This window comes from Roseixanthobacter finlandensis (assembly GCF_043195105.2).
Taxonomy (GTDB): domain Bacteria; phylum Pseudomonadota; class Alphaproteobacteria; order Rhizobiales; family Xanthobacteraceae; genus NCEH01.
In genome coordinates this window covers 1-22,869 of the sequence record NZ_JBAFWO020000001.1, presented here as the reverse complement: position 1 = coordinate 22,869, position 22,869 = coordinate 1, and the positions used below count along the sequence as shown (strand labels likewise).

Here is a 22,869-nt window from a genome sequence, read left to right as displayed (position 1 = left end):
ATCGGACATTCCGCCCGCTCCATCCCATATTGTCCCGGTCGATCGTCCATCAGCGGATCCAGGACATCACGAGCTGAGGGTCAAGACCTGCGACGTCGACGAGTTTGTCCGGATCGAGGATCCGGAGCCGTCGATAATGGAATTCCAGGATCCTATCCTTTCGCAGATCCCTTAGCACCCGGTTGACATGAACGAAGGTCAGACCCGTCGCATCTCCGATATCTTCTTGGGTCAGCGGAAGATGCATCTCCTCGATATGACTGCCCGGCCATTGCGCGCGGTAGCGGACGAACAGCTTGAGCAGCAGGTGGGCAACGCGCTCACGGGCTGAATGCCGCCCAATGCTGGTAAGACGGTCATAAGCCAGGGTGCAATCGCGCGCGATCAGCCAGGCAAGCCGCAGACCGAACTCCGGCTGCTGTTTGACGATCGGTGGAAGCGCCTTGCGCGGAATTGTGCTGACGACGATATCCGTCAAGGCTTGCGCGCCAAATGTCATCATCGCGCCGCCGCCGGGATGGAATCCAAGCACGGCGCCCGGCAATGCGAAGTGCAAAATCTGCCGTCGCCCATCTTCCAATAAATTATAGAGAATGACCCAACCTTCAAGGAGATTGTAGATCGAATCGCACGGCTCACCGAGGCTGAAGAGATCCTGGCCGGCCTTGAATTCCCGATCAGCAGATTTGTAACTCGCGATCACACAGGGCGATCCCGGCTGGCAATCGCCGCACAAACCCCGGTTAGCCCGCGCGAAGCAAGCCTCACAGCCCGGGGGTTGCTTCGTCGTGCCATTCCCAGGCATCGGCATACGGGCGTTCCTTTCCGCATCACTGATCGTGTTTGCGGTTCCCCAAGGAACTGGGGACCGGACCACCCCGGGTTGCAGACCGTCGTATCGGCCATGGGCGTGATCCCGCGACGCTCGGATAGTGCTCTCCAAATAAGACGCTTGGCTCGGAGTCATATTACAGTCCTCGATCTGGTCGGTTTCACCTGGAAGGTTGAATCCATCTGACCAGGTCGCCCGGCTCGGCCGGCCGCTTTGGCGGCGCGACGCCAGCGGGAATGGAACAATCAAGCCACGCTCCCGATCCGCGCAGGGCGTGGACCGTTGGCAGCTAGATCGCGCTCCGCTGGGCCGATCGACCCGCTAGGTCGAGCGCCGAGGAACTGGGGGGTCGAGTCCGGGGATGACCGAGCCTGGGTCGGCTTCTTCGGACCCCATCCCTACTGAAGAGCGCTCGAAGGCATGGGCCGCGAGGCTGCTAGGGAGGGGCGCCAAGCTCGTTGAGCAGGTGGCCGGGCAGGAGCAGGTACTCATCGGACAGCAGGGCTTGTCCGAATTTGGACACTCCGGGCAGTCGTCGCATTCGTCACTGTGGGGCCCAAGGCCAGAAGCGCTCACAACCACCATGGTCGCATCAGCAGTGATCGCTACTGTCCCGGCCATACTCCGCCCGCTCAGCGTCATGATGATCGCTGTGGCGAAGATCAGTATGGCGAGGAACCGCAGCATCCGCCTCTTTCCAAGAAGGCCAGAACCGGAGGCTATCACACCGCCCCGCAGCTACCAATTTGCCCGGCGGAAACCTATACGGGGAAAGGCCCGGCGAGATTGATTGAAATCAAATGCCGGGCGGGGCGCATCAACCGCCCGGAAACCTGCGCGCGGGGCAACTCTGCGGCCGCCCGTCGGATGCTCGGCAGATGATGTCATGCCGCGCTGCCCGCGCGAATGTTTGATCGAGTTTAAAGTCCGATATGTTAGCCGGTCCCATAATTGCCCGACTCTGCTGGTGTTCAAACGAGGAACCGATGGCTAGGTCCGCCTGCGTACCACCCCCGCCGGCAAATCGCATTGCGATCATCGTGATGAAATCCGACGCGGGCCCAGCACTCTGCCCCTTCTTCGGCAAGTGCGATGGAATATGGATCGTCGATACCGCCACGGGCGCGACAGAATTCCGCGCCAACCCGCAGCGCACGTCCGCAGCGGTATGCGATCTCATTGTCGCAGCCAGACCAGGTCGCTTGATCTGCGGCTTTATCGGCGAGCCAGAGAAACTGAGACTTTGTGCTGCTGGGATCGACGTGAGGCTCGGCTCGTGCGTGAGGACGATCCAGGAACTCGTGGCCTGCTTTTCCGCTCTCGTTGCAGCATGACGCCGGCTGCCACGGGCCGGGGCAGGCGAGGCATCTGATCGGTCCTGCTGCATCGATCCACACCCGGCGGATGTTTAACCGGGATCAAAGATTCAGAACAGATGGCCGGCCATGGTTCGAGCGCTGTCGTGTCGCTCGGAGGATGGCGTCTGGCCGATGCAAGCCTGCATCGTCTAGCGACCTCTGGACGGTTGCAGGGCGTGCCGGTGCGTCCTGGTCTGACGTGGGTGGAGTTTCCAATGGAACACGGCGGTCATGGTGGTGAGGGTGGCTTCTTTCGCTCCCGCGCAAATTGGGTCCTGATCGGTTTTCTCGCGATCGGCGGCTTCTATCTTCTGACCGAGCATCGCGCGCATCTCATCCCGTATTTGGGGTATTGGCCGTTCCTGCTGATCCTCGCCTGCCCGTTGATGCATGTTTTCATGCATGGCGGCCACGGCGGACGGGGAGGAAGCAACGACAGCGGCAGCGGATCGGCGGATGCCGGCCAGAACCAGCCTCACAAACATTGAGCCGCGATCAACGGTCCGGAGGTCGACCATGCACGACGATGTTCCTGCCTATGGCCTCTGGTCACTGGTGATTATCAATTCGGCGATCTTCATCTTCTTCGCCTTCAGTTTTTTCAAGCCGCAGACAAAGCGCGACTGGCGGTCCTTCGGCGCCTTCAGCGCCTTTCTGGTCGCGCTGTTCACCGAGATGTATGGGTTCCCGCTGACGATCTATCTGCTCTCCGGCTGGCTACAGAGCCGCTTTCCAGGCGTCGATTGGTTCTCCCATGACGCCGGGCATCTTCTCGAGGAGATGTTCGGCTGGAGAGCCAATCCGCATTTCGGGCCATTTCACCTCCTGAGCTTCGTTTTCATCGGTGGCGGCTTTATCCTGATCTCGGCCGGCTGGAAGGTGCTCTACGAAGCACAGCGTCATAGAACGCTCGCCACCACCGGCGTCTACGCTTATGTGCGGCATCCGCAATATGTCGGCTTCGTGCTGGTGATGTTCGGCTTCCTGCTGCAATGGCCGACCTTGCTGACCCTCGCGATGTTCCCGGTGCTGGTGTTCATGTACGTGCGTCTTGCCCGCGCCGAAGAACGCGAGTCTTTGGCGGAATTTGGCTCTGACTATGAACGCTATATGCGAGACGTGCCGGGCTTCATTCCACGGCTCGGCGGCCCGAAAAGTAGCCACGCCGGCCAAGGTTGAACAGCGAGTTTCGGGCCTCGCCGTAGCAGGCTCCGCCCTGTCATGACAACTCACAACGCGAAGGAATCGGCTCCGATGATCAAGATGCCCTCGATCTCCATCCTGCTTTTCAGCGCCATGCTCCTCGCAGGGTCACCCGCCTCGGCTAATGATGAGCACCATCCGGCCGGGGGCGCTGAAGCGCCCGCCACGCCTTTGAACGCGCCCGGATCACAAATTCCCATGGGTGGGATGATGTCGATGATGGGTACTGGCGGCATGCCCATGATGGGCATGATGACCGGGCACATTGAAGGCCGGCTGGCATTCTTGAAAACCGAAATCAAGATCACCGACGTTCAGGAATCCAAATGGAGCGTGTTCGCAGACGCCGTGCGAGCCAACGCGAAGGCGATGATGGGCATGCGTGAGGGCATGATGCAGGCACGTGACGGCGCTCTTCCAGTGCGTCTTGAGCGGATCGAGAAGGCCATGGCTCTGTGCCAGGAAGCGCTCCAAAAGATCAAAGTAGCGGTGGAGCCGCTCTACGCAAGCTTCAGCGAGGAGCAGAAGCGCACCGCCGATCAGTTGATGGTGAGCCCGATGGGCCTATTCTGAACGGACGGCGTCTGCTGAGAAGCAGAGCCATCGCGTCGCTTCAAGCTCGTCTCGGTGAGCGACGCGGGCCGCGCGGACCACGGCTACATATTTCATGGCGCGTCGTCGCCGAACCCGTCCTGCAGCCCGGTAAGGGTTGTCAGCGCTTGCCTGACCCGCTCTTCCTGACCAACTGCCGCGGTGCTGGCAGCCATCGCTTCGAAGTCGCGACGCTGAGCGCTTTCCGACGCGGCCAGTAGATCACTGATGTTGCAGTTCTCCCCAGGCGGAACCAATGGCTGGTCACCAAGCGAGAGCTGCTTGCGGGCCAGTCGTTCGACTGGCTTCACCCTCGTGATCACCAGCGGCGCCGGAAAGAAAGCGGGTTCCGCCGCGGCTTGCCGCTTGGCTGGGGCCTTCTTTCCTGGGGGTTGAGGATTTCGCCTTGGCGCCCGTTGCGCGGCGGCTTGGAGCGGTGGCCGGGCGACCGTGTCGTCTTCGGTGCTCTCGGCGGCCGGCGCCGGATTGATCGCGCCGCCCAATGACTCATCCTTCCATTCGCGCAGGCTCGGCAACGCCGGCGGATTTCCCTTCGCCGCCTCGTAGGGCCGTCGATAGGGCTTGTCGAGATAGTGGCGGATCTTGGTAAGCTCGAACGAGCGCGAGTTCTTCACCATCAGGATCGACACGCGGTCGGACATCTCGCGCAATTCGAGCGGGCTGCGTAGCGGGCGCGGCGTGTAGTGCGGCGCCCAGGCGCGCGGCGCGAAGATCCCCTGCCCTGGCCGCATCACCGGCGTTTTGTAGACCTGCGTCGTCTCGCCGAGCATCTCGGACACGAAATCCGACGTCTCCAGATCGTTGATCTGGATGAACAGCTTGATCTGCGAACCGGACACGGTGGTGATGCGCGTGTTGCGGCCATAGAGCTCATCGAGCTGGGAGATGTCCTGCATCACGATCGCCATGCGGAAGCCATAGCCGGCGCTGATGGTAATCTTGGAAATCAGCGAGTCCATGCGCCCGACATGGTAGAATTCATCGAGCATGAGCAGCACCTGGTGCGGCTCATCCTCGCCCGGGATCCTCACCATCATCAGATCATGGATCTGCTGGAACAGGATGCGGATCAGCGGACGGAAGATGGCGAGCTCGGCGATGGTGCAGCCGATGAAGATGGTCATCGGCTGGCGGCGCAGCTCGCGAATGTCGAAGTCGGACGTCTCGGTCGCCGCCGAGATCAAGCCGTTGTTCCAGAGCGACATGGCCATGTTGACGTTGAACACGGCGCTGTTGCGGGTCTCCGGCTCGAGCGCGATGTACTGGTTGAAATTATCGATCACCCAGGTCGGCAGATGCTGCCGCTCGGTCTTCACGATCGCCCGCAGCACCGACGAGATGTCCCGTCCCGTGGTCGTCATCCGGGCGACCGTGCGCATGTGCTGCGCCCCGGTGATCAGCGGCGACGAGAGCACATAGCCGATCAGGGCGGATAGCAGCAGTCGCCCCGCCCCGGCCCAGGTGTCATCCGCTTTCTCGGGGATCACGAAGGAAGCGACGACCAAGCAGTCCGTCGCCATGCGCTCGTCGCGGCGCACGAAGTCGAGCGGGTTGTAGCGGTGCGTGTCATTGGAGCCCGGCGAGAACATGAAGACCTTGTTGCCCATGGCCTTGCGGTGGTTCGCCAGCGCGTCGAAATTCTCCCGCTTCGGATCGAAGAACACCGCCGAACCTTGCCAGAGATAGCCGTTCGGCAGCACGAACCCGGTCCCCTTGCCCGATCGCGAGGGCCCGACCACGAGGATGTGGGCTGGCTCATCCGAACGCACCGTGACACCACCGATCGTCCCCAGCACGATGCCCTGCTTGCCGGTCAGGCCCTGCTTCGCCGCCTCCATCAACGTACCGAAGCGCGCCGCCCCAAAGGGCATCTGGCGGCGATTGATGAAGGCGAACAGCCATCCTGCCAGACCAAGGGCAATGACCACCCCCGCCGCAATGCCGGCGCGGATCAGCGCCTCGATCTGTGTCGCCGGGTAAAGAAGACGGGCATGGAAATGCTGCCAGGCGACCAGGAAGAAGCCGGCCGAGCGGTCGGCATTCTGCAGCCGCAGCAATCCCCAGCGGCTGGCGCCCTCGCCCGGAAAGCGCGCCGGGGCCCAGCGCAGCCCGACGACGATCTCATAGGCCATGCTCCAGAGCAGCCAGAAGGCAATGGCGAGCAGGATCGCAATGCCGATCCTATAAACGACGACGCGGGCCATGGCCGGCCTTCCTTCCTGTCCCCCCTGCCCTCTCCGCCCGCCACTCCGCCATCCGCGAAAAATACACGGCCGAGGTGCCGCGCCAGCCGCCGACCTTGGTCTGCTGGATGACGATCGGCAGGACGGATTTGATGTAGCCAACGATCTCGTCCCGCCGCAGACCGAGCCCGGCCTGCATCACCATCAGCGCGAGCTGCTCGAACGCGCCGGCCGGACTATCGGCATGGACCGTGGTGATGCTGCCGGGATGGCCGGTGTTGATGGCCCGCAGAAACGAATAGGCCTCCGCACCGCGAATCTCGCCGAGGAAGATACGGTCCGGACGCAGGCGCATCGAAGCCTGCAGCAGCGTCTCGACGGTGACGCGGGCTTCACCCTGATCGCCCTTCGAGGCGACCAGCGGCAGATAGTTCCTCTGGATCGGGTTCACCTCGCGGGTGTCCTCGATGGTGATGATGCGTTCCTCGACTGGGACCTCCTTCAAAATCGCGTTGAGGAATGTCGTCTTGCCGGAGGAGGTGCCACCCGAGAGCAGGATCGAATAGCGGTTCACGACGGCGAGGCGGATGAAGTTCTCGATGCGGCCGGCGTCGAGATGCGCGCAGAGCTGCCGGTCGACATCCGACAATTCGCCCTCAGTGACGGTCGCGACTTTCTCGAACGAGCCGAGCCGGCGATAATCATCGAGCCGCATCTCCTTGATGACCTGCTTGCGGATCGCGAAAGCCCCGCCCGCTGTCGTCGCCGGCGGCATCACGCCTTGAAAGCGTTCGCCCGTCGGCAGCGCCGCCGACAGCAGCGGATGCTCTTCGTTGACGCTCTGGCCGGAATGACCGGCAATGCGTTCGGCGAGGTGTCGGATTGCGAGCTCGGTGAGCTCAGGAACCGGATGACACTCCATCGCGGCCTGACCGAAGCGCTCGACCCAGACCTCACCGGGGCCATTGGCGCAGATCTCGACGACCTGGTCGTCGTCGAGCCAAGGCCGAATGGGCCCGAGCGCCCTATCGAGGAAGACTGTCAGGTTTCGCGCCGGCGCGTTCACGCTTGAGCTCCCTGAGCGCCTCCTTCACCGGATCGGGGTAAAGGGAGGAGAAATCCAGGTCCCGGCGCACGAAGACGATGATCCGCGTGCCCTGGTCGAGATAGATCGTCGGCGGGATGTTGATCGAGTTCTTCAGCGCCTCCTGGGCGATATTGGTTAGCGTCTGCGAGACATTCTGCGCGGCGATCTGGCGGGCCTGGAGCGACTGGCTGTTCTGGTTGGTGCCCGTTTGGGTCGTGGTGACGAGGCCCGTGACCGGATCCGTCGTCGTGATCGTGGTGCCATTATTATTGTTGTCGTACTGGCCATAGCCGCTCAGGAATTGCGAGACGCCGCCGACGACCGACAGCATGATCGCGGAGCCGAAGCGCTCGAGGTAGTGATTGTCGACGAAGCCGGCATTGCCGGCGCGGCCGAGATCGTCGGTGCCGTTCGAGCCGAGCTGGACCGACACCCCATCCGAGCGCAGCAGCCGCGTCCACACCACGAAGACGCGGGTCTGCCCCTGCGAGATTCCGGACTTGTATTCGCCAACGAGCCGGCTTCCTGCCGGGATGAGAATGCGGCGGCCGTCGAATGACCAGACATTCTCAGCCGTGACGGCGCGCACCATGCCCGGCAGGTCGCTCTGAACGGCGGTCTCAAGAATCCCGCGGATCATCGTGCCCTGTGCGACAAGCGCATCGATCCGATCGTTCTTCACCGCCTTCGCGATCTCGACGCCGGCGCTCGTGACCGACGCCAGGAAGCGGCGGTTGGGGTCCTCGTCCTGCCCGGCAGCCGCGCGCGCCGGATCGGCGGGACTGCCAGCTGCATCGCTCGGACTGGCGTTGTCGGCAATCACCTGCGGCGCGCGGAACCGTTCCCACTTCCGCCGCTCCTCTTCCTGGCGCAGCCGCTCGAGTTCGGCCAGCCGGCGCGCTTCATCATCGTTCGGTGCCGACAGGGCGAGCGGTGGCTCGGGTGGCGGCGGCGCCGGCAGTGCCAGGGGCGGCGCGATGGGCGGTGGTGGCAAGACCGGCTCGGGCGGCACAGGCGGCGCTTGCGGGATGAGAATAGTGCCCTGGTCGGTCTGGGTCCGTGGGGTTTGCAGCGATGGCGCCGGAAACTGCGTCGTCGTGAACTCTTCCTTGTCCGGCGCGGTCATGTTCCGTGGACCGCTGCCGAGCGAGGCGTAGATCATCCATCCCGCGATCAAGACGGCGCCGAGCGGCACGCCGAATTTCACCAAATTGCCGAGGGCAGTCGAACCCCGCGCTACCGCCGTCGCAGCGGAGGCTTCCAGTTCGAGCGAGCGATAATCCTGTGGCGAGGGCATGGCGCGTCAGCCTCCTGCGCTGGCTGACGGAAAACCTACGCGCTGCGGCGCATAGGGCTCGAGCCCATTCGGCTCGTGCACATTGGTCGCACGCCGATTGAAGATGCAGGTCGATTCCGTGCCATTGCGCAGCGTCCATTGCGGGCTGACCTTGTCGACGACGACGAACGGTCCCTCGGTCCGGAAATTGACCAGGCTCTCATTGCGCTCGGCATCGACGATGTAGATCGCCGGCGTTTCACCCTCGAAGCGGAACCAGGTCTTCACGCCGTCGTCGAACACGGCGACCGGCTTGTTGGTCGACGAGCCCTTGTAGCCATAGTCGCTGTTGGCGTTGGCGATGTTGAGATCGCGCAGGTTCGGATTGGCGGCGCGCTCCTTGGCGGCCGCGAGCAGCTTCGCGCTCGCCTCGTCGTCGGGAAACCGGAACCGAACCGCGTAGATCTGGTCATTCGGCGCGCGCGTGTTCGACCGCAGCAGGAAGCTGTAGATGCGCTTGTCGGTGACGACGTTGAGGTTCGACTGCGCATTCTTGTCGATCGGCTTGACGAAGATGATGTCGCCCTTGCGATTGGGCTCGACCTTCCAGGCAAGGGAATCGCCGAGCGCCAGCGTCTCGATCTTCTCGTCCGGCTGCAGCTGGATCATCGTCGACGTGCCGTAGGTGGCGTCGATCGCCGTGACGTTGTCGCGGTTATAGACGACGTCGCGGACGCGAGCATCGACCCGTCCCGCGCGCGGGATCGCTTCCGCGAACGCATGGCCGGACGCAAGCAAGACGCAGCCTGCAAGGATCAGGCGCCGCCTCATGATCTTTGCGCTCCGGCCGTGCCGGGAGAGGGAGCCGTCTCCTGGTCGCGTCGATATTCGAGCACCTGGAAGCCGAGCGGATTGTCGAAGCGATACTCGTTGCGCATCGGTGCGGAGGTGTAGCGGAAGCGCACGAGCGAGACCCAGTTGCGCGTCGTAATGCTGGTCGCCGTTTTCTCATCGGTGGAGAACCGCACCAGCGCGGTGCGGTTGTTCGGGAACGTCACCGACTTGACCGAGACCGAGACCTCGGTGTTGGAGCTGTAGATCTTGACGGGATTTTGCGGATTGGCCGGCGAATAGATCTCCGTGAGCTCACGCGCCGCGTCGCCGGTGGCGAGCAACTGTGCCAGGTCGAAATTGTCCTTCAGCGCCCTCGGATCGTAGGTCTCGCGCGCCTTGATGTAGCGAACCACATTGAAGGTGGTGACGGCCTCGTCCTGCGTCAGCGGCCCCTCGGCCATCGGGCGTTTGACCTCGACGAAGCCCGTCGTCCTGTCGACGACCACCATATAGGGCTCGTAGGTTTTCAGCGGCACCAGCAGCGCCAATGTACCGAGTGAGGCGACGGCAACGATGGTCATGACGCCGGCGACGATCCAGGCCAGCGCTCGCGAGTTCCGGTTACGCCGTGCGACGTCATATTCCCAGGTTGCGCCCTCAGCGTAATAGCGGGGGTCGATCTTAGCCGAGACATCGACCGCTCCAGCCTCTGTCACTGGGGTATCGCTCAAGGCCGGTTCCCTCCCCCACCTTGCGCCGGCGGCGAGCCGGGATGCTTGATCTGTTCAGCGAGCCTGCGGAACTCAGGCGATTGCGCCCACGACGCCGCGCGCAGCCCGACACGCGCACGCTGGCGCGCCGCCAGCTCCTCGCGCCGCGACGTTGAGCCCGGGTTCAACGGGTTGCGAAAGGCAAGACGGGCCCTGTTTGCCGCCATGCCGAGCCGATAGCCGCTGACCGTGGCGAGCACCGCACCGATCCGCGAACTCGAGATCGGCACGCCGCCGGCAATGGCCGCGGCCACGTTGTTGATCTGGGCCAGCAGCAGCACGCCGATGATGGCCAGCAGCACGACGGGGCCAATCGTCGCCCAGCTCGCGCTCTTGGTATTTGCGACGCCGTTCAGCGTGTCGATGGTCTGCTGGATCAGCGAGACGTAGAAGGCGAGGAATGCGTAGACGAGCACCTGCACCAGAAAATACTGGATGAGCGTACCGAGCCAGCCGCTGAAGAAGCGCGAGGTGACGCCAAACAGCAGCAGGATGATGAATACCGGCGCCAATGCCAGCAGCAGCCACATGAAGAGCTTCGACAGCACGATCAGGAAGATCGCGAAGCCGATCAGCAGCGCCATCACCACATAGAAGACGGCGGCGAAGATGTAGGGCCCCCAATTGGTGAGGCCCGCATTCTGCAGGAACGCTTCGGTGGCGCTGTTGGTGGTGTCCCACATGTTCTGCAGGGCCGACTGCACGCCGTTGACCGAGGTCAGGTTCTGCGCCGTGCCGGTGTTGTTGGCGGTGGTCACGGCGCTGAGCAGCGCGTTGCCGATCGCCGACGGCCCGTCATTCATGAACCGGTACGCCAGCGTCTGAAAATCGTTCCAACTGGTTGCGAGCGCATAGATCAGGAAGGCGCGAAGCAGCCTGAAGGCGTGGTCGGCCGGGCCGCCGGTTGCCGTGCCCTGCCAGATGCCGACGCCCCAGAAGATCACATAAAGCGTCAGGAGCAGCCCGGCGACGCTCGTCGCTCCGCCCGATGTCAGCGCGTTCGACAGCGCCTGGTAGGCGGTCGAGACGTAGTTCTGGCCGATCTGGTCGACCGATTGCAGCAGCGAGGTGATGCTGAACGTCGCCATCGCGCCCTCAGATCGGTTTCATCGGGCCGCAGGCGTCAAGCGACTCGAACGGCTGAGGTGATGGCGTCGGCGTAGACGCCGCGTAGCCGAGCGGCGCGCCGCCTTCGTCCGGCGAACACGGCGCCTTGAGTGGCTTGTAGGCACAGCCCGCGAGGGCAAGCGCGAGACCGCAAAGGGCGGCGAGTGCTGCCGAGGTGCGGATCATTTCTTCGGCTCGGCGGGCGAGGTGAAGGTCATGGCGCGCGCCAGGCCTTCGGTATCCGGCTTGCTCTCCGTCTGCGCAGCGGGTGCCGGTGGCGCGGGCATGCGGATGATGATCACGCTGGCGGCGACGATGAGGATGATCGCAGCGGCGACGGCGATGGTGATCTTGTTCAAGCGTCCTCCAAAGTCACTGCTGGGTGAATTTCATGGCGCGCGCGACGGCGGACTCCGCCGCGATGCGATCGAGATTCGCCTGGTTGGCAGCCGCCGCCGCATTGTTCACGACGCCGTTGAGCTCATTGATGGTCTGTCCGGTCTGGATCTGCACCTGCGTGTTCTGGTCGACGCTGCCCTTCAGGTCCTGGGCCTGGCCGATCTGCTGGCCGCCCTGGGTAAATGCGGAGGAGCGCTGCTGGACGGCTCCCTGCGTCGAGTCGATCAGGCCGGACAGGGTCGCCGCGACATTGACGGAGTTCTTGTAGGCGGTGTCGACCGGGTGCGTCTGGCCGCCGGTCATCCCGGTGATGGTCTGGACGAGCTGCAGGCCGTTGATCAGCGTCGAGACGATGTTCTGCGATCCCGAGCCCAAGCCTGCGAAGGACAACGAGCCGCCCGAAATCACCGAGCCCAGTGACGGGGCCTGCGCCATGGAGAAACCACCACCCAGGGCCATCTGCGCCAGGCTGCCCTGCGCCTGTGAGGTGCGATCCCCGGTCACCGCGGCAAGCGTCTTCTGCGTGAATTGCAGGATCTGCTGGTCGGCGTCGAGGATCTGCCGGGTGCTGGTCGCGATCTCCTGTGCTTTCGTTAGATTCGCATTGTCGATCACCGGCACCTGCGCGCGCGCTGCGGACGTGGCAATGACCAGGCCCACGGCGAGACCGAGCGCCAGTTTCAGAACAGATCGCATGGCAGCCTCCTATTGGCCGTTGGCTTGAATGCTCTCGATCGCGGCGGCGACGTCAGCGCCGGACAAGGGCGGCTGGGCGGAGGGCGCGGTCGCGGCAGTCCGCGCCTCGTCCTGAGCCGCCGAGAGGTAGAACAGGACGTTGCCGTCGCTATCCATGTGGCGGGCCGCGACGCATCCTGGGTCCACGGGCGATCCCGGCGGCGTGGTCGAGCATGACCCCGCCGTGCGGCAGGGATCGGCCACGGTCCCCGATCCGACCATGCCGACCATGCCGACCGTGCAGGCCGGCATGGTCGGGGTGCCGGACGACGACGTTGTCGCCGAGCGCATCCCAATGGTGGCGCGGCTGATGTCGCTGTTCTGCGCCAGATTGAGCGCGTTCAGGGCCGTCACCCAGATATTCGCCGAGCCCATCACGCCGTTCCAGGCGAGGTTGTTCTGCAGACGCGCGGCACTGTTCATATCGATGGCCGCCATCACCGTCGTCGCGGTGCCAACCTGCGAACCGGCGTTGCGAAACGCAGATTGTGCGGCGCCGAGTGTCGATCGGCTGGCATCGAGGCCGGCGACGACGTCGCCCGTCGACTTGAACAAGGTCTGGCTGTTGAGCGCGGCGCCGTGGGCCTCCGCTGTCGGGACCGCCGGCATTTCCGGTGCATAGACCTGGATGGTGCGGCTGCCGGCGCCCGATTGCGGCTGCACCGTCGGATCGGTGACGCTGGCCTTCTTGCCCGTCGTGACGGCGCATTTCACGCCCTGATTGGCGTTCTGCCGTTGCGTGGAGATCGGTACCAGTTTGATGGTCGCGCCTGCGGTCTCCGAATGCTGCGTTAGCTGCGCGGCGTCGGTGGTCGGGATGGCGGCAAAGGCCGCGCCTGCGCCGATCCACGACCAGGCAATCACCGTCAGCGCGAGCCGCTTCATGCCTCAGCCCTTCCCATGAATATCGGCAGCCAGACGGCTGGATCGTCACCGACGCGGGCCCGCAGCGCGTCGAGCTCGGCCACGGTCTCGGTGCGGCCCGACAGCACCTTGATGATGTCCGGCATGCCGGCGAGATTGAGTTTGGCGATGACGCTGTCGCGGCCGTGCTTGATCAGGAAGGAACGGCTCTCCGGCACCGTGCTGCGGATCCAGGTCACTTCGCGCTCCGAGAGCCGGAAGGCGCGGGTGTAGCTTTCGTCATCCGCCTTCGGATTCGGGAAGAAGACATTGGTCGCGGTCTGCTCGATCAGCGTGCTCGCCGAGTTGGAGCGCACGATGTCGGCGGCCGATTGCGTCCCGAAGCCGATGATGCCGTTCTGCTTGCGGATTGTCTTCAGCTTGTCCTTGATGAAGAAGGCGAAGACCGGGTCGTCGAGCAGCCGCCAACCCTCGTCGAGGAAGATCATCACCGGATCGCCCGTCAACAGCTCCTCGGTGCGGTGGAAGATGTACATCAGCGCCGCGGTGCGGATGACGGGATCGTCCAGCACCCGTGTCATGTCGAACCCGAAGATGCTCGAGACCGAGAACTGATCGGCCTCATTATTGAACAGCCAACCGCGCTGGTCCGGCCGCATCCAGCTCTCCAACCGAGCGAGGAGATCGCCCTCGCCGGCCCGGATGCGCCCGCGCAACAGCGTCGAGAAGGCCTTTAGCGTCCGCCCGTCCGGCCCGGCGCTCAGCGCTGAAGCGATGGCGTTGCGGATGACCTGCTCCTCGGAGGCGCTGAGCTCGCCGCCATGGCCTGGCCGCAACATGAAGCCGAGGAGCTGGAACAGGAATTCGCGGTTCGGCGCTGTGTCGGGCAGGGACAGCGGATTGAACCCCGTCGGCTCGCCTGGGACCAGAACCTCATATTGGCCACCCATGGCGCGGATGAAGATCTCGGCGCCGCGATCCTTGTCGACGAACAGCAGCTTCGGTCGCGGCGTGACGCGCTGCGACTGCGCCGAGATGAAGGACAGGAAGACCGTCTTGCCGCTGCCCGAGGGCCCGACGACGGTGAAGTTGCCGAGGTCGCGAACATGGTGATTGTAGTAATAGGCAGTCTGCGAAGTGGTTTCGAACACCGAGATCGCCGGACCCCAATGGTTCCCGTCCAACCGCCCACTCGGGTAATTATGCAATGACGTGAAGCCGGCGAAGTTCTTTGAGGAGATCACCGACTTGCGCGCGATGTAGGGGAAATTCCCAGGCAGCTGGGCCCAGAAGGCCGGCTCGCAATTGAGATCCTCGCGCGTCCAGATCACCGAGCGATCGGTCAGCGCCGCGCCGACCGCGGTCACGGTGGCGGCAACCTCGGCAACCGTGCGACCGAGGCACATCACCGACATGTGGTGCTCACCGTAGATCGCCTCGGACGCCAGGAGTTCGTCACGCGCTTCGTCAAGATGCTCGGCGATGATGGAGCCGGCCTCGTCCGACATGTCGACCTGCCGGGCGACGCGGTCGATCTGCTTGGCCGCCTCGGGGCGGTCGACGATGGCGAAACTCTGCGTCGCGATGAACTCGTGCGGGACACGCAACAGATTGTCGAAGGAGCCCGGTCCGGTCTGCGCCGGATACTCGCGGATCGACACCATGGCGCCGAAGCGGGTGTCCTCGGGCCCGGCGCCACGGATTTCGATGGCGTTCTTGCCGAAGAAGATCCGCTTCATCGACAGCGCATCGGCGAGCGCCATGCGTGGCAAATGCATTGGGCGGGGGATGCCACCATTGACGAGCTGAACGAGGAATTCCAGCGGTTCCGAGTGCCAGACCCCATCCCGGCGTACGACGCCGAGCTGGCGCGCTCCATAGGCGGCGAGATTCTCGCGCACTGCGGTCGAGGCGTCGTGCAACTCGCTCAAGGCCGTCTGCGACGCCACGGATTCGCCGGCGGCGTCCTTGCGTCCAAGCAGCTTCGTCAGCATCGCGTCGAACGTGCCGGCCTGGCCCTGCAGCGGCCGACGCACGATGGTCAGATAGAGATCATTGACGAACATCCGCCGCTGCGACAGCGCCGCGTCATAGCGCTCGTCGATCTCGCGGCACAGCGCATTGTCGAAGCTCGACGCGATCCGCGGCTGCACCTCGCGGCGGATGATATGGCTGACGAGCGCGAAGCGGGAATTGGCCAGCGTGCGGACGAGGTCGTTGCGCGCCAACAGGCGGGAGTTGATCTCGCTAATGTCGGCGGTCTCGAAGGAATAGCCCTCGCATTTCAGGATCGTCATCACCAGACCGTCGCGGGTCTTGATGACGTGATCGTCGACATGGCGGGTATAGGGGATGTGGCTGGCCACCGGACGCTCGCGGCGCGACACCGCACCGTAGGTCAGTTCATCGAGGAGTGCCTTTGCCACCATCTCCTCGCCTCACGCGCGATAGCTGTCGGCGGCCCAGAAGGCGCGCGAGCGGGGTGGGCATCTTGTCGATTTGACGAACAGGATTTCGAAGATGCGATCATCGCGCAGCGTCAATATGTAGCCGAACAGATGCAGCGGGATTGCGACCAGCAGCAGGAACAAATTGTGGGAGATCAGAAAGCAGACCGACGAGACCACGCCGTTGAACATGAAATACATGTACGGCACGCCCATCAGCGTCGGCGCGCGTGTGAGTGCTTTGACCAGCGGGCTGATATGCGGCTCTTCGAGGTGCTGGCTGTTCATTGACCGACCGCCGACTGGAAGAATTGAACGATCTGCGCCGAACCGAACACCAGCACGATGCCGAAGATCACACTGCCGGCGATGCCCCAGGTCAGCCGGCCCGACCAGGCGAAGAAGCCGCAGGCGATGACGGCAAGCGTCGCCAGCGCGGTGGCGATCGGGCCGGTCAGCGCCTGCACGAGGGTGGTCAGCGTCGACTGCACCGGCTGCAGTGTGCCGCCCGACTGTGCGGCGGCGCCGGCGGTCATCAGAAGCAACATGGCTCCGGTGAGGTAAGGAACGCGTCTCGACGGCTGCTTCATCTACGGTCTCCTCAGTCGACATGCATCACGAAGCCGTCGCTCCATTGTGTCTTGGCGCGTGGCTTCGCAGGCTCCGAGGCTGCCGCTGGTGAAGCGCCGCCGGAGAGAGGTTGGATGATGTCGGCAGCGGCCGACGCGACCCGCGCGGCGCCGACTGTCGCGGCCGCGGCGGGGTCTGGCCATGTATAGAAGTCGTTCATGACGTCGGCGACGAAACGCACGGTCTCGGGATAAGGCGGAACACCGCGGCTTTTTTGCACGGCGGCCTCACCGGCGTTGTAGGCGGCGAGAATGAAGAACGGATTCCGGTAGCGCTCGTGCAGCGCGCGCAGAAAGCGGACGCCGCCGCGTACATTGCCTACCGGGTCGCACAGATCGACATCGAAACGCTGCGCCGTCTCGGGCATCAACTGCATCAGGCCATACGCGCCCTTTTCCGATAGCGCCGTCGACAGATAGCGGCTCTCGATCTTGGCGACCGACAAGACGAAGTCCGGATAGAACTTCTCCTCTGTGGCGATCCTCACGATCAGCGCCCTCGCGGCATCGGATGCGAGGTCCGTGGCAGGCGCACAGGGAGATGCCGCGCCCTTCTGACCCTGGAGTATCTCGACCGGTTGCGCCGGCGCTTCGATCGGGACGACGCGGCCGGAACTGTCGACGGTGGCGAGCGTCGTAGGCGCTCCGCTCTGCGCGCTGGCCCCTGCCATCCCGGTCGTCAGGAGCGTTCCGATCGTCAAGCCGCGAATCCACATGCCCTGCCCTCAAATCAATTCGCCATGGACAATATATTGAATGTTGATACGATGGCAACACGACTGGCGACGAGTTTTCCTAGAGGACCGAAAAGGAGGGCGGATGAAGCGGCCTCAGTGGTTGGCGATGGCGATAATCGTCACCGGCGGCGCGCTTGGGCCCGGCGGAGCCGGGGCGCAGGATGCCTCATTTGGCTGCAAGGTACTCCTTTGCGCCGCTGCCACGGCGCCCAGCTGGTCGGGCATCCCCTATTGCGTGCCGGTCATGCAGCAGCTCTTCCGGTCGCTCGCGCGCGGCGGGTCCTGGCCGACCTGCCCGGAAGGCAATGCCGGGCGCCTTGGCTTTGAGCCCTATTTCGCCTGCCCGACCGGCACGACGCCCATGCAACGAACCGGCGGCGATACCGACGCGCTCGTGCCGGCGCCGAACGGTGATCTTTGCGCCGACACCTCCAAACCGCGGCGCGATTGCCATAGTGGTGACGATGGGTCGTGTGAGACTACCTATCCCACGACACCACGGCAGGCTCGCACCGAGCCCAATTATGTCGACATCTCCACGGCGAACGGCGCGCAGCGCTTTTATTTCTCGCTGAGGGGATACTGAGATGCGCCGCGTCCGCGTCGCGCTCCTCGTGCTGGCGGCCGCGGTATCGCCCGTGGCGGCGCAGTCCGCCGCGCCGGGCTGGTTTGCCGTCCCAGGCAACGCTGTCTACCAGACCGGCGACAGCTGGACGGACGGCGGCGTGATCTATCGCCTTTATGGGGTTCAGTCCTGCCTGCGCGGCACCATCGTCACCAATGCGCATGGCGTGAAGCGTGACTGCGGCGAGGCCTCGCTCGCGATGCTGATCGCGCTGACGCGGGACCTGAAGCCACAATGCTACCAGGCGGCTGCCCTGCCGGAGGCGCGCACGGTCTTCGTGTTCTGCATCGCGCAACCATTGAGCGGAGCAGGCGCCGGCTCACGGATCGATCTCGGCACCGCGCTGATTTCGACCGGCTACGGCTTCGCGGCGCTGACACCCGACGGCAAGCCGGTCCACCCGCCCTACTTCGTCGCGCAGCTCGTGGCGCAACGCGGACACGCCGGGCTGTGGGCCTTCGCCGACCTGCCCGAACCGAACGCCATCATCCTGCGCGCGCTCCGGGCGGATCGATCGGCTACGACGCCGTCGCAGCCAACAGCCTCGAGCGCCCCGGACACGCCAGGGATCGCGCCGCCATGACCAACGCCACCACCAGCCGAGGGAGCCTTGCCCATGAGAACCACCAACCTGTTCATCCTTCGCGGCCATGTCGGACAGGCACCGAAGGCCTTTGGCAAGACCGCCAAGGTCAATGTCGCGACCGATCGCGTCTGGACCGACAGCAAGGGCGAGCGAAAGGAAGAGACCGACTGGGTGACGATCAGCCTGCTGAACGAAAAGGTCGCCCAATGGGCGCTGACCCATGTCGTCAAAGGCGACGCCGTCTACGCGGAGTGCCGCATCGCCGACGGCTCATATAAGGATAAGGCCGGTGAGACAGTCTACACCACCGACGTCATCGCCAATGCCTTCCACAAGCTCGACCTGGGCAACCGTGATGACGCGGGGGCGTAACCGCGGCGCCAGAACGGGGACCATCGTCATGGTCGCCACGCTTGCCGCGACCACATTGGCCGGCGCGCAATCGCCGGAAAGATCCGGCCTTTACTCGCCAGGTAGCGCGCTGCAATCGCCACCGCTGCGCGTCGAGGTTCTCGACGGGACGCGCTTTCGCGATATCGAGACGCAGGCTGTCTATCGGCTCTACGGCATCGACACCTGTGCGCCAGGGCAAGCCGCTCATCTCGGCCGTCAGCCCTGGCCGTGCGGCACCGTGGCGGCGGCTTGGCTGGTCTCGGCAACGCTCAACAAATGGGTTGCCTGCAACATTCTTCGCGATGAGCAGGGCGAGCACCTCGCGCGCTGCGCCTCGGCGGATCACGCCGATATCGGCGCCGACATGATCCGCGACGGCATTGCGATGACCCTGCCGCCAAGCGAGCAGGATCCCGCGATCCGCGCCTATGTGTCGGCCGAGAGGGACGCGCGCAAAGCCTATCGGGGCATCTGGGCCAGCACGTTCCAGATGCCCTGGGAGTACCGGACCAGCGATCGGCGGCGTGCCATCGCGAAGAAAGGCGCCGAGGCCGCGCCATGAACGTCGCGGCCTATCTCGCGCCCGGGCTTCTGGCGCTCGCCCTGGCGGCTTGCGCCGCCCCGACGTCGCCGGTTGTCGAGGCGTTGCCTCTGCCATCGCGCGACACGCTCTACGAGCCAGACCGCGTTCAGCCCGGGCGCCTCGAATACGCTCCCGATCGGACGACGTTCGCCCCGATCCTGACCGAACGCTTCTCCTATCCGACGCAGGCCCAGGCCAACGACGCCTATCGCCGGCTGCTTGGCGACGACCCGATCCCGCCGTCGCGCGCGACCTCTGTCTGGCTCTTCGGCTGCAAGCCCGGAGCGCTCGATGCCCAGACCGCGCGCGTCAGCCGCTACCGGGGACCCGTCGTGCATTGCGCCACAGATTTTCTCGATGCCGGGGGCAGACGTCTCAGGCGCGAGACCGCGAACTTCTATCATTACCGCTCTGTCTGGAACATGCAGCCGGTCGATCCGCCGCGAACCCTTGTCCCCTGGCGCGGCGGTGAGCGCTCGCCGAAAGACGCGTGGCGCTGGGTCCCGGGCCGCGATCGATACGAATAGCGCGGCGGGGGCTTTCCACGGGTGCGACATTGGTTCATTATACTAGATGTTGTTGAAGGAATGCGCACCTGCTTTCCACGGCATATCGCGCGACGAATGCCAGCGATCGCCGCTGCATGGATGTCTCTTGTGATCCCGGCACTCGTTCATGCCCAGGCGCTCACCGCAGATCCAGGAGCGTGGCGTCCGATGTCCTATGCCGATCTCCAGCACGCGACGGCGGACACCGCCACCTATGCCGACATCTGGAAGGACGCCATCGAGGACAACAACCGCGCCTATCTCGCGCGCGGCGACACGCGCTACGCAAGCGCCAACGCCCCGGCGACCGAGGCGCATTTCGTCATTTGGAGCGCCAGGAAGGCGGTCGTGCTCAGCATCCTGAACACGGCGACGGGCTGCACGCTGAAAGAGGTCCAGGCGTCGGCGCGCGCCACGATAAAACTCTGTCCCCTGCGGATCGCCATCTATGAAGGCATTCAGGTTCGCACCCTCGACGGGGGGAGCGCCTGCTTCCTCGAACTCGCGCCGGCCGCGGCGGGCGCACCCGTGGACCTCGCCCGAACCGTCGCCTACGCTGCCTATGATGTCGCGACGAAGACGGTGAAGACCGGCCTCGTCATCGACCATCAGGCCGTCGACGGCTGCTCGAACAACATCCCGCTGGGCGCGCCATGATCAAACGGCTGCGCGCCCGCCATCATCCAATGTCCGCTGACGGCGCGGTCAAGGCGACCCCTTGCGGGGCGCGGCTTGCGCCGCGGCCCGGACCGCCCCTGCGGCCATGCCATGCTGGCCGGCCATCTCAGCATCAGGAGGCTTCGATGCGTTCCTTTCTCGTCATCGCACTTGTCGGGCTTACCACCCTCTCAACGGCCGCCGTTGCGCAGGACCAGGGCTCCGGGGCCTGGCAGCCGATGACGTTCCACAATTTCCAGACGCCATCGAAAACCGACACCCTGCAGACGCTCGTCTGGCCGGACGTGATCCGCGAAGCGAATGCCTACGTCACCACCGAGCTCAAGCGACCGCTCAATGGCAAGAATGCCCTGGTGACGGCCCTGTCCTCGACCTATCGCGACGGGTCCCGCACGATCATTGTCAGCACCGCGCTCTCGCGCGATTGCGACAGCGGCGCGAACGACGCCGGCGCCGAGATCGAGCCATCGACCTGTCCGCTGCGCATCGTCACCATCGAGAACGGCAAGGTTCTCGCCATCAAGACGGCAACGGGCTGCTACGCGGATCACGCCGATCCGGACATCCCGGCGAAGAACCGCAATGACAATTCCTACACGCGCTTCGATCCGGCAGCCGGCACCATCGCCTTCCGGACCAATGTCGGCGGTCGCGACGTGCCCGGCTGCGCGCGGACCTATTCGATCAGGTGATTCCCTGCACCAGGAGGCGACCATGGGTAGACAGCTTGCCAGATTGATCACGACGCTCGCATTCGTTCCGATGTTGCTCGCGGCGGTGACAGGCCATGCGCTGGCGCAGAAAGGCCAATATTGCGAGCGCACCAATTATTCAGCCCAGGAGATCACCGACGCGGTGAGAAACTCCTCCCTGCGCGACGATCTCAAGGGGACGTCATGCTCGCTGGGTGGTCTCGGGCGTTTCGAATCCGGCGGCAACAAGGGCGTCTACAATGGCAGTTGCTGCACCGGAATCTTCCAGCTCAACAACGCCAATGTCCAGAAATATGCCGGCACGGATCGCGCCGGATACGGGTGCATGTCGCTGCAGGATCAGGTCGATGCCTGGGCCAGGCTGACGAATGCGGGCTACAACGCGCCGGCCGTGAAACAGCTGGCCTCGATGTCGACCTTCGACGGCCAGAAGGTGGACGCCAGTTTCATCGCGGCGTGTATCCAGCTTGGCACCGGCAACTGCCAGAAGATGGTAAATTCCGGGTCATGCTCAGGCTTCTCCGACATCAACGGGACGACGATCTGCGGTATGGCAAGCAACGCCCGCGCCATGGCTGATCCCAACTGCAAGGATGGACAGGCTGTCTGCGGACCGTCGGGACCTGGAGACTTCCCGACGTCGACGGGCTTCGCCGCCAACCCACCGACGGCAACCACCGCATCGATCGTCGTCGCGCCGACCGACGTTTGATCGTCCGACTGGCTCAGTTCAGGTCGGGCGGATCCGGCAGAATATTTTTCCGGAATGCCGCGAGCTGCTCTTCAGTCGCGTCACACAGATCACCGCTACGATAGTGTGCGTAAACCAATGCCCAAAACACCACCTCGTCCGCCCTGCCGGCAAAGAGGGCCTTCTGCAACGTCCGTCCGATCAGCGCGACGGCGCGGGGCGGCTCGTAGCGAGAATGCAGTTCACTCGCGATGAGCTTCGTATCGGCGGTTCGGATCACGGCGCACCTCCTGATCTAAGAGAGTTGGGTTATGCCGCCGAAGGCAGTGATCCGGGGTCAGGGAGAACCGAGCCTTCGCAATGCCGCGCCTGCTGGATCGTCGTGAGGGTTTCCCGGTTGAATGACATGCGCAGCGCCACGACCTCGTCGCGGCCGATGCGCTTGGGAAAGCCGAGAGGGCGCACGAAGAACCGCAGCTGCATCGCGATCACCATCAGCCGCCAATCGATTGCCACGGTGACGGTATCCACGCGATGCGCCATGCCCCATTCGACCACGCCTTGCGCCAGCTCGAGGAATGGTCCGTTTGCGCTGGGGCGGAGCTCGCGATGACGGGGTGCCACGCAAAAGCGTGTCCATTCGAAGACGCGTGGCCCCCGCGGCGGCTTGCTCCGGCAAAGATCGGTCAGGACGTCGCTCAGCAAATGCGGGCGTGTCGTCGGAAGCAGTCTTTGGTAACCGACGATCTCATCGTCACGCAGGCAGACCTGATGAATCGCATGCGCGTCGTCGAAGCGGTCCCGTTCGAGCCCGTCCGGTTGGCGCAGGTCGCTCCAGCCTTTCTCTTCGACGAAGATGGCATGCCGGAAGCGGAAGACGCGCTCCATCAGATCGCCATGCTGCGCGATCTCGGAGCCAGGGATGAGCAAAAGCATGAGAAATTCCTCGGCTTGTTGGGTAACGAGCCGAGGAGTTCAT

The 22,869-nt window shown here is 64.2% G+C and carries 29 protein-coding genes; 12 read left to right on the top strand and 17 right to left on the bottom strand.

What is annotated here, in order from left to right; translation table 11 throughout:
- Window positions 1-49 precede the first annotated feature (49 nt).
- Window positions 50-703, bottom strand: a complete 654-nt coding sequence (locus tag V5G24_RS24830; RefSeq protein ID WP_271188570.1) for a Crp/Fnr family transcriptional regulator — start codon at window positions 701-703, stop codon at window positions 50-52.
- A gap of 1,172 nt (window positions 704-1,875) precedes the next feature.
- Between V5G24_RS24830 and V5G24_RS24825 the strand changes: the two genes are divergently transcribed.
- The 4 genes from V5G24_RS24825 (at window position 1,876) to V5G24_RS24810 (ending at window position 3,966) form a co-directional block, all read left to right on the top strand.
- Entirely contained in the window at window positions 1,876-2,166 is a 291-nt protein-coding gene (locus tag V5G24_RS24825; protein ID WP_394085351.1) for a NifB/NifX family molybdenum-iron cluster-binding protein, read from the top strand.
- Between the two features lie 239 nt (window positions 2,167-2,405).
- A complete protein-coding gene (locus tag V5G24_RS24820; RefSeq protein WP_394015612.1) occupies window positions 2,406-2,678 on the top strand; it encodes a DUF2933 domain-containing protein in 273 nt (90 codons plus the stop codon).
- A 28-nt stretch (window positions 2,679-2,706) separates the two neighbouring features.
- Window positions 2,707-3,369: a methyltransferase family protein gene (locus tag V5G24_RS24815; RefSeq protein WP_394085354.1), complete on the top strand. Its 663-nt coding sequence runs from the start codon at window positions 2,707-2,709 to the stop codon at window positions 3,367-3,369.
- A gap of 75 nt (window positions 3,370-3,444) precedes the next feature.
- A complete protein-coding gene (locus tag V5G24_RS24810; protein ID WP_394085355.1) occupies window positions 3,445-3,966 on the top strand; it encodes a Spy/CpxP family protein refolding chaperone in 522 nt (173 codons plus the stop codon).
- 92 nt (window positions 3,967-4,058) lie between these two features.
- On the opposite strand, the gene V5G24_RS24805 is transcribed toward V5G24_RS24810, so the two are convergent.
- The 14 genes from V5G24_RS24805 to V5G24_RS24740 are packed head-to-tail and all read right to left on the bottom strand — an operon-like array spanning window position 4,059 to window position 17,037.
- Complete coding sequence (locus V5G24_RS24805) at window positions 4,059-6,209, bottom strand: type IV secretory system conjugative DNA transfer family protein (protein WP_394085356.1); 2,151 nt, start codon at window positions 6,207-6,209, stop codon at window positions 4,059-4,061.
- A complete protein-coding gene (virB11, locus tag V5G24_RS24800) occupies window positions 6,187-7,254 on the bottom strand; it encodes a P-type DNA transfer ATPase VirB11 (protein WP_394039622.1) in 1,068 nt (355 codons plus the stop codon). The genes V5G24_RS24805 and virB11 overlap by 23 nt, the downstream gene beginning before the upstream one ends.
- Complete coding sequence (gene virB10 / locus V5G24_RS24795) at window positions 7,214-8,572, bottom strand: type IV secretion system protein VirB10 (RefSeq protein ID WP_394015616.1); 1,359 nt, start codon at window positions 8,570-8,572, stop codon at window positions 7,214-7,216. Before virB10 ends, virB11 begins: the two co-directional genes overlap by 41 nt.
- 6 nt (window positions 8,573-8,578) lie before the next feature.
- On the bottom strand, window positions 8,579-9,382 hold the full coding sequence (virB9, locus tag V5G24_RS24790; protein WP_394015617.1) for a P-type conjugative transfer protein VirB9: 804 nt from the start codon (window positions 9,380-9,382) through the stop codon (window positions 8,579-8,581).
- A complete protein-coding gene (locus tag V5G24_RS24785) occupies window positions 9,379-10,116 on the bottom strand; it encodes a VirB8 family type IV secretion system protein (protein WP_394085357.1) in 738 nt (245 codons plus the stop codon). Before V5G24_RS24785 ends, virB9 begins: the two co-directional genes overlap by 4 nt.
- Complete coding sequence (locus V5G24_RS24780) at window positions 10,113-11,243, bottom strand: TrbL/VirB6 family protein (RefSeq protein ID WP_394039615.1); 1,131 nt, start codon at window positions 11,241-11,243, stop codon at window positions 10,113-10,115. The genes V5G24_RS24785 and V5G24_RS24780 overlap by 4 nt, the downstream gene beginning before the upstream one ends.
- A gap of 7 nt (window positions 11,244-11,250) precedes the next feature.
- Window positions 11,251-11,448, bottom strand: coding sequence for a hypothetical protein (locus V5G24_RS24775; RefSeq protein WP_394015620.1), 198 nt, complete (start codon window positions 11,446-11,448; stop codon window positions 11,251-11,253).
- Entirely contained in the window at window positions 11,445-11,621 is a 177-nt protein-coding gene (locus V5G24_RS24770; RefSeq protein WP_394015621.1) for a hypothetical protein, read from the bottom strand. The genes V5G24_RS24775 and V5G24_RS24770 overlap by 4 nt, the downstream gene beginning before the upstream one ends.
- 13 nt (window positions 11,622-11,634) lie before the next feature.
- Window positions 11,635-12,357 (bottom strand): type IV secretion system protein, encoded by a 723-nt coding sequence (locus V5G24_RS24765; RefSeq protein ID WP_394015622.1) that lies wholly within the window; start codon window positions 12,355-12,357, stop codon window positions 11,635-11,637.
- 9 nt (window positions 12,358-12,366) lie between these two features.
- Entirely contained in the window at window positions 12,367-13,281 is a 915-nt protein-coding gene (locus tag V5G24_RS24760) for a hypothetical protein (protein WP_394085358.1), read from the bottom strand.
- A complete protein-coding gene (locus V5G24_RS24755; RefSeq protein WP_394015624.1) occupies window positions 13,278-15,689 on the bottom strand; it encodes a VirB4 family type IV secretion/conjugal transfer ATPase in 2,412 nt (803 codons plus the stop codon). Before V5G24_RS24755 ends, V5G24_RS24760 begins: the two co-directional genes overlap by 4 nt.
- Before the next feature lie 9 nt (window positions 15,690-15,698).
- Complete coding sequence (locus tag V5G24_RS24750) at window positions 15,699-15,995, bottom strand: VirB3 family type IV secretion system protein (protein ID WP_213375252.1); 297 nt, start codon at window positions 15,993-15,995, stop codon at window positions 15,699-15,701.
- A complete protein-coding gene (locus V5G24_RS24745) occupies window positions 15,992-16,297 on the bottom strand; it encodes a TrbC/VirB2 family type IV secretion system protein (RefSeq protein ID WP_213375250.1) in 306 nt (101 codons plus the stop codon). The genes V5G24_RS24750 and V5G24_RS24745 overlap by 4 nt, the downstream gene beginning before the upstream one ends.
- A gap of 11 nt (window positions 16,298-16,308) precedes the next feature.
- On the bottom strand, window positions 16,309-17,037 hold the full coding sequence (locus V5G24_RS24740; RefSeq protein WP_394015625.1) for a lytic transglycosylase domain-containing protein: 729 nt from the start codon (window positions 17,035-17,037) through the stop codon (window positions 16,309-16,311).
- 118 nt (window positions 17,038-17,155) lie between these two features.
- Here V5G24_RS24740 and V5G24_RS24735 point away from each other — a divergent pair, with 118 nt between their 5' ends.
- From V5G24_RS24735 to V5G24_RS24700, 8 genes are all read left to right on the top strand, one after another.
- Complete coding sequence (locus V5G24_RS24735; RefSeq protein ID WP_394015626.1) at window positions 17,156-17,659, top strand: hypothetical protein; 504 nt, start codon at window positions 17,156-17,158, stop codon at window positions 17,657-17,659.
- A gap of 1 nt (window position 17,660) precedes the next feature.
- On the top strand, window positions 17,661-18,281 hold the full coding sequence (locus V5G24_RS24730; RefSeq protein WP_246544815.1) for a thermonuclease family protein: 621 nt from the start codon (window positions 17,661-17,663) through the stop codon (window positions 18,279-18,281).
- Window positions 18,282-18,314: 33 nt separating this feature from the next.
- Window positions 18,315-18,656 (top strand): single-stranded DNA-binding protein, encoded by a 342-nt coding sequence (locus V5G24_RS24725; protein ID WP_213375244.1) that lies wholly within the window; start codon window positions 18,315-18,317, stop codon window positions 18,654-18,656.
- Window positions 18,657-18,684: 28 nt separating this feature from the next.
- A complete protein-coding gene (locus V5G24_RS24720) occupies window positions 18,685-19,239 on the top strand; it encodes a thermonuclease family protein (RefSeq protein ID WP_394085360.1) in 555 nt (184 codons plus the stop codon).
- Window positions 19,236-19,787 carry a hypothetical protein gene (locus V5G24_RS24715; protein ID WP_394085361.1) on the top strand — a complete coding sequence of 184 codons (552 nt, stop codon included), beginning with the start codon at window positions 19,236-19,238 and terminating at the stop codon, window positions 19,785-19,787. The genes V5G24_RS24720 and V5G24_RS24715 overlap by 4 nt, the downstream gene beginning before the upstream one ends.
- 96 nt (window positions 19,788-19,883) lie before the next feature.
- On the top strand, window positions 19,884-20,465 hold the full coding sequence (locus tag V5G24_RS24710; RefSeq protein WP_394085362.1) for a hypothetical protein: 582 nt from the start codon (window positions 19,884-19,886) through the stop codon (window positions 20,463-20,465).
- Window positions 20,462-21,178 (top strand): hypothetical protein, encoded by a 717-nt coding sequence (locus V5G24_RS24705; RefSeq protein ID WP_509292335.1) that lies wholly within the window; start codon window positions 20,462-20,464, stop codon window positions 21,176-21,178. The genes V5G24_RS24710 and V5G24_RS24705 overlap by 4 nt, the downstream gene beginning before the upstream one ends.
- A gap of 22 nt (window positions 21,179-21,200) precedes the next feature.
- Window positions 21,201-21,911 carry a hypothetical protein gene (locus V5G24_RS24700; protein WP_394085363.1) on the top strand — a complete coding sequence of 237 codons (711 nt, stop codon included), beginning with the start codon at window positions 21,201-21,203 and terminating at the stop codon, window positions 21,909-21,911.
- 13 nt (window positions 21,912-21,924) lie between these two features.
- On the opposite strand, the gene V5G24_RS24695 is transcribed toward V5G24_RS24700, so the two are convergent.
- Both V5G24_RS24695 and V5G24_RS24690 read right to left on the bottom strand, forming a co-directional pair.
- Window positions 21,925-22,170 (bottom strand): hypothetical protein, encoded by a 246-nt coding sequence (locus V5G24_RS24695; protein ID WP_394085365.1) that lies wholly within the window; start codon window positions 22,168-22,170, stop codon window positions 21,925-21,927.
- A gap of 29 nt (window positions 22,171-22,199) precedes the next feature.
- On the bottom strand, window positions 22,200-22,826 hold the full coding sequence (locus tag V5G24_RS24690) for an acyl-homoserine-lactone synthase (protein ID WP_394015633.1): 627 nt from the start codon (window positions 22,824-22,826) through the stop codon (window positions 22,200-22,202).
- Window positions 22,827-22,869: the final 43 nt, after the last annotated feature.

Bases quoted from the DNA above. Each gene is read 5' to 3' on its own strand.
- V5G24_RS24825 (WP_394085351.1), top strand. From the start codon at position 1,876: ATGAAATCCGACGCGGGCCCAGCACTCTGCCCCTTCTTCGGCAAGTGC.
- V5G24_RS24820 (WP_394015612.1), top strand. From the start codon at position 2,406: ATGGAACACGGCGGTCATGGTGGTGAGGGTGGCTTCTTTCGCTCCCGC.
- V5G24_RS24815 (WP_394085354.1), top strand. From the start codon at position 2,707: ATGCACGACGATGTTCCTGCCTATGGCCTCTGGTCACTGGTGATTATC.
- V5G24_RS24810 (WP_394085355.1), top strand. From the start codon at position 3,445: ATGATCAAGATGCCCTCGATCTCCATCCTGCTTTTCAGCGCCATGCTC.
- V5G24_RS24805 (WP_394085356.1), bottom strand. From the start codon at position 6,209: ATGGCCCGCGTCGTCGTTTATAGGATCGGCATTGCGATCCTGCTCGCC.
- virB10 (WP_394015616.1), bottom strand. From the start codon at position 8,572: ATGCCCTCGCCACAGGATTATCGCTCGCTCGAACTGGAAGCCTCCGCT.
- virB9 (WP_394015617.1), bottom strand. From the start codon at position 9,382: ATGAGGCGGCGCCTGATCCTTGCAGGCTGCGTCTTGCTTGCGTCCGGC.
- V5G24_RS24780 (WP_394039615.1), bottom strand. From the start codon at position 11,243: ATGGCGACGTTCAGCATCACCTCGCTGCTGCAATCGGTCGACCAGATC.
- V5G24_RS24775 (WP_394015620.1), bottom strand. From the start codon at position 11,448: ATGATCCGCACCTCGGCAGCACTCGCCGCCCTTTGCGGTCTCGCGCTT.
- V5G24_RS24765 (WP_394015622.1), bottom strand. From the start codon at position 12,357: ATGCGATCTGTTCTGAAACTGGCGCTCGGTCTCGCCGTGGGCCTGGTC.
- V5G24_RS24760 (WP_394085358.1), bottom strand. From the start codon at position 13,281: ATGAAGCGGCTCGCGCTGACGGTGATTGCCTGGTCGTGGATCGGCGCA.
- V5G24_RS24755 (WP_394015624.1), bottom strand. From the start codon at position 15,689: ATGGTGGCAAAGGCACTCCTCGATGAACTGACCTACGGTGCGGTGTCG.
- V5G24_RS24750 (WP_213375252.1), bottom strand. From the start codon at position 15,995: ATGAACAGCCAGCACCTCGAAGAGCCGCATATCAGCCCGCTGGTCAAA.
- V5G24_RS24745 (WP_213375250.1), bottom strand. From the start codon at position 16,297: ATGAAGCAGCCGTCGAGACGCGTTCCTTACCTCACCGGAGCCATGTTG.
- V5G24_RS24735 (WP_394015626.1), top strand. From the start codon at position 17,156: ATGAAGCGGCCTCAGTGGTTGGCGATGGCGATAATCGTCACCGGCGGC.
- V5G24_RS24730 (WP_246544815.1), top strand. From the start codon at position 17,661: ATGCGCCGCGTCCGCGTCGCGCTCCTCGTGCTGGCGGCCGCGGTATCG.
- V5G24_RS24725 (WP_213375244.1), top strand. From the start codon at position 18,315: ATGAGAACCACCAACCTGTTCATCCTTCGCGGCCATGTCGGACAGGCA.
- V5G24_RS24720 (WP_394085360.1), top strand. From the start codon at position 18,685: ATGGTCGCCACGCTTGCCGCGACCACATTGGCCGGCGCGCAATCGCCG.
- V5G24_RS24715 (WP_394085361.1), top strand. From the start codon at position 19,236: ATGAACGTCGCGGCCTATCTCGCGCCCGGGCTTCTGGCGCTCGCCCTG.
- V5G24_RS24710 (WP_394085362.1), top strand. From the start codon at position 19,884: ATGCCAGCGATCGCCGCTGCATGGATGTCTCTTGTGATCCCGGCACTC.
- V5G24_RS24705 (WP_509292335.1), top strand. From the start codon at position 20,462: ATGATCAAACGGCTGCGCGCCCGCCATCATCCAATGTCCGCTGACGGC.
- V5G24_RS24700 (WP_394085363.1), top strand. From the start codon at position 21,201: ATGGGTAGACAGCTTGCCAGATTGATCACGACGCTCGCATTCGTTCCG.
- V5G24_RS24690 (WP_394015633.1), bottom strand. From the start codon at position 22,826: ATGCTTTTGCTCATCCCTGGCTCCGAGATCGCGCAGCATGGCGATCTG.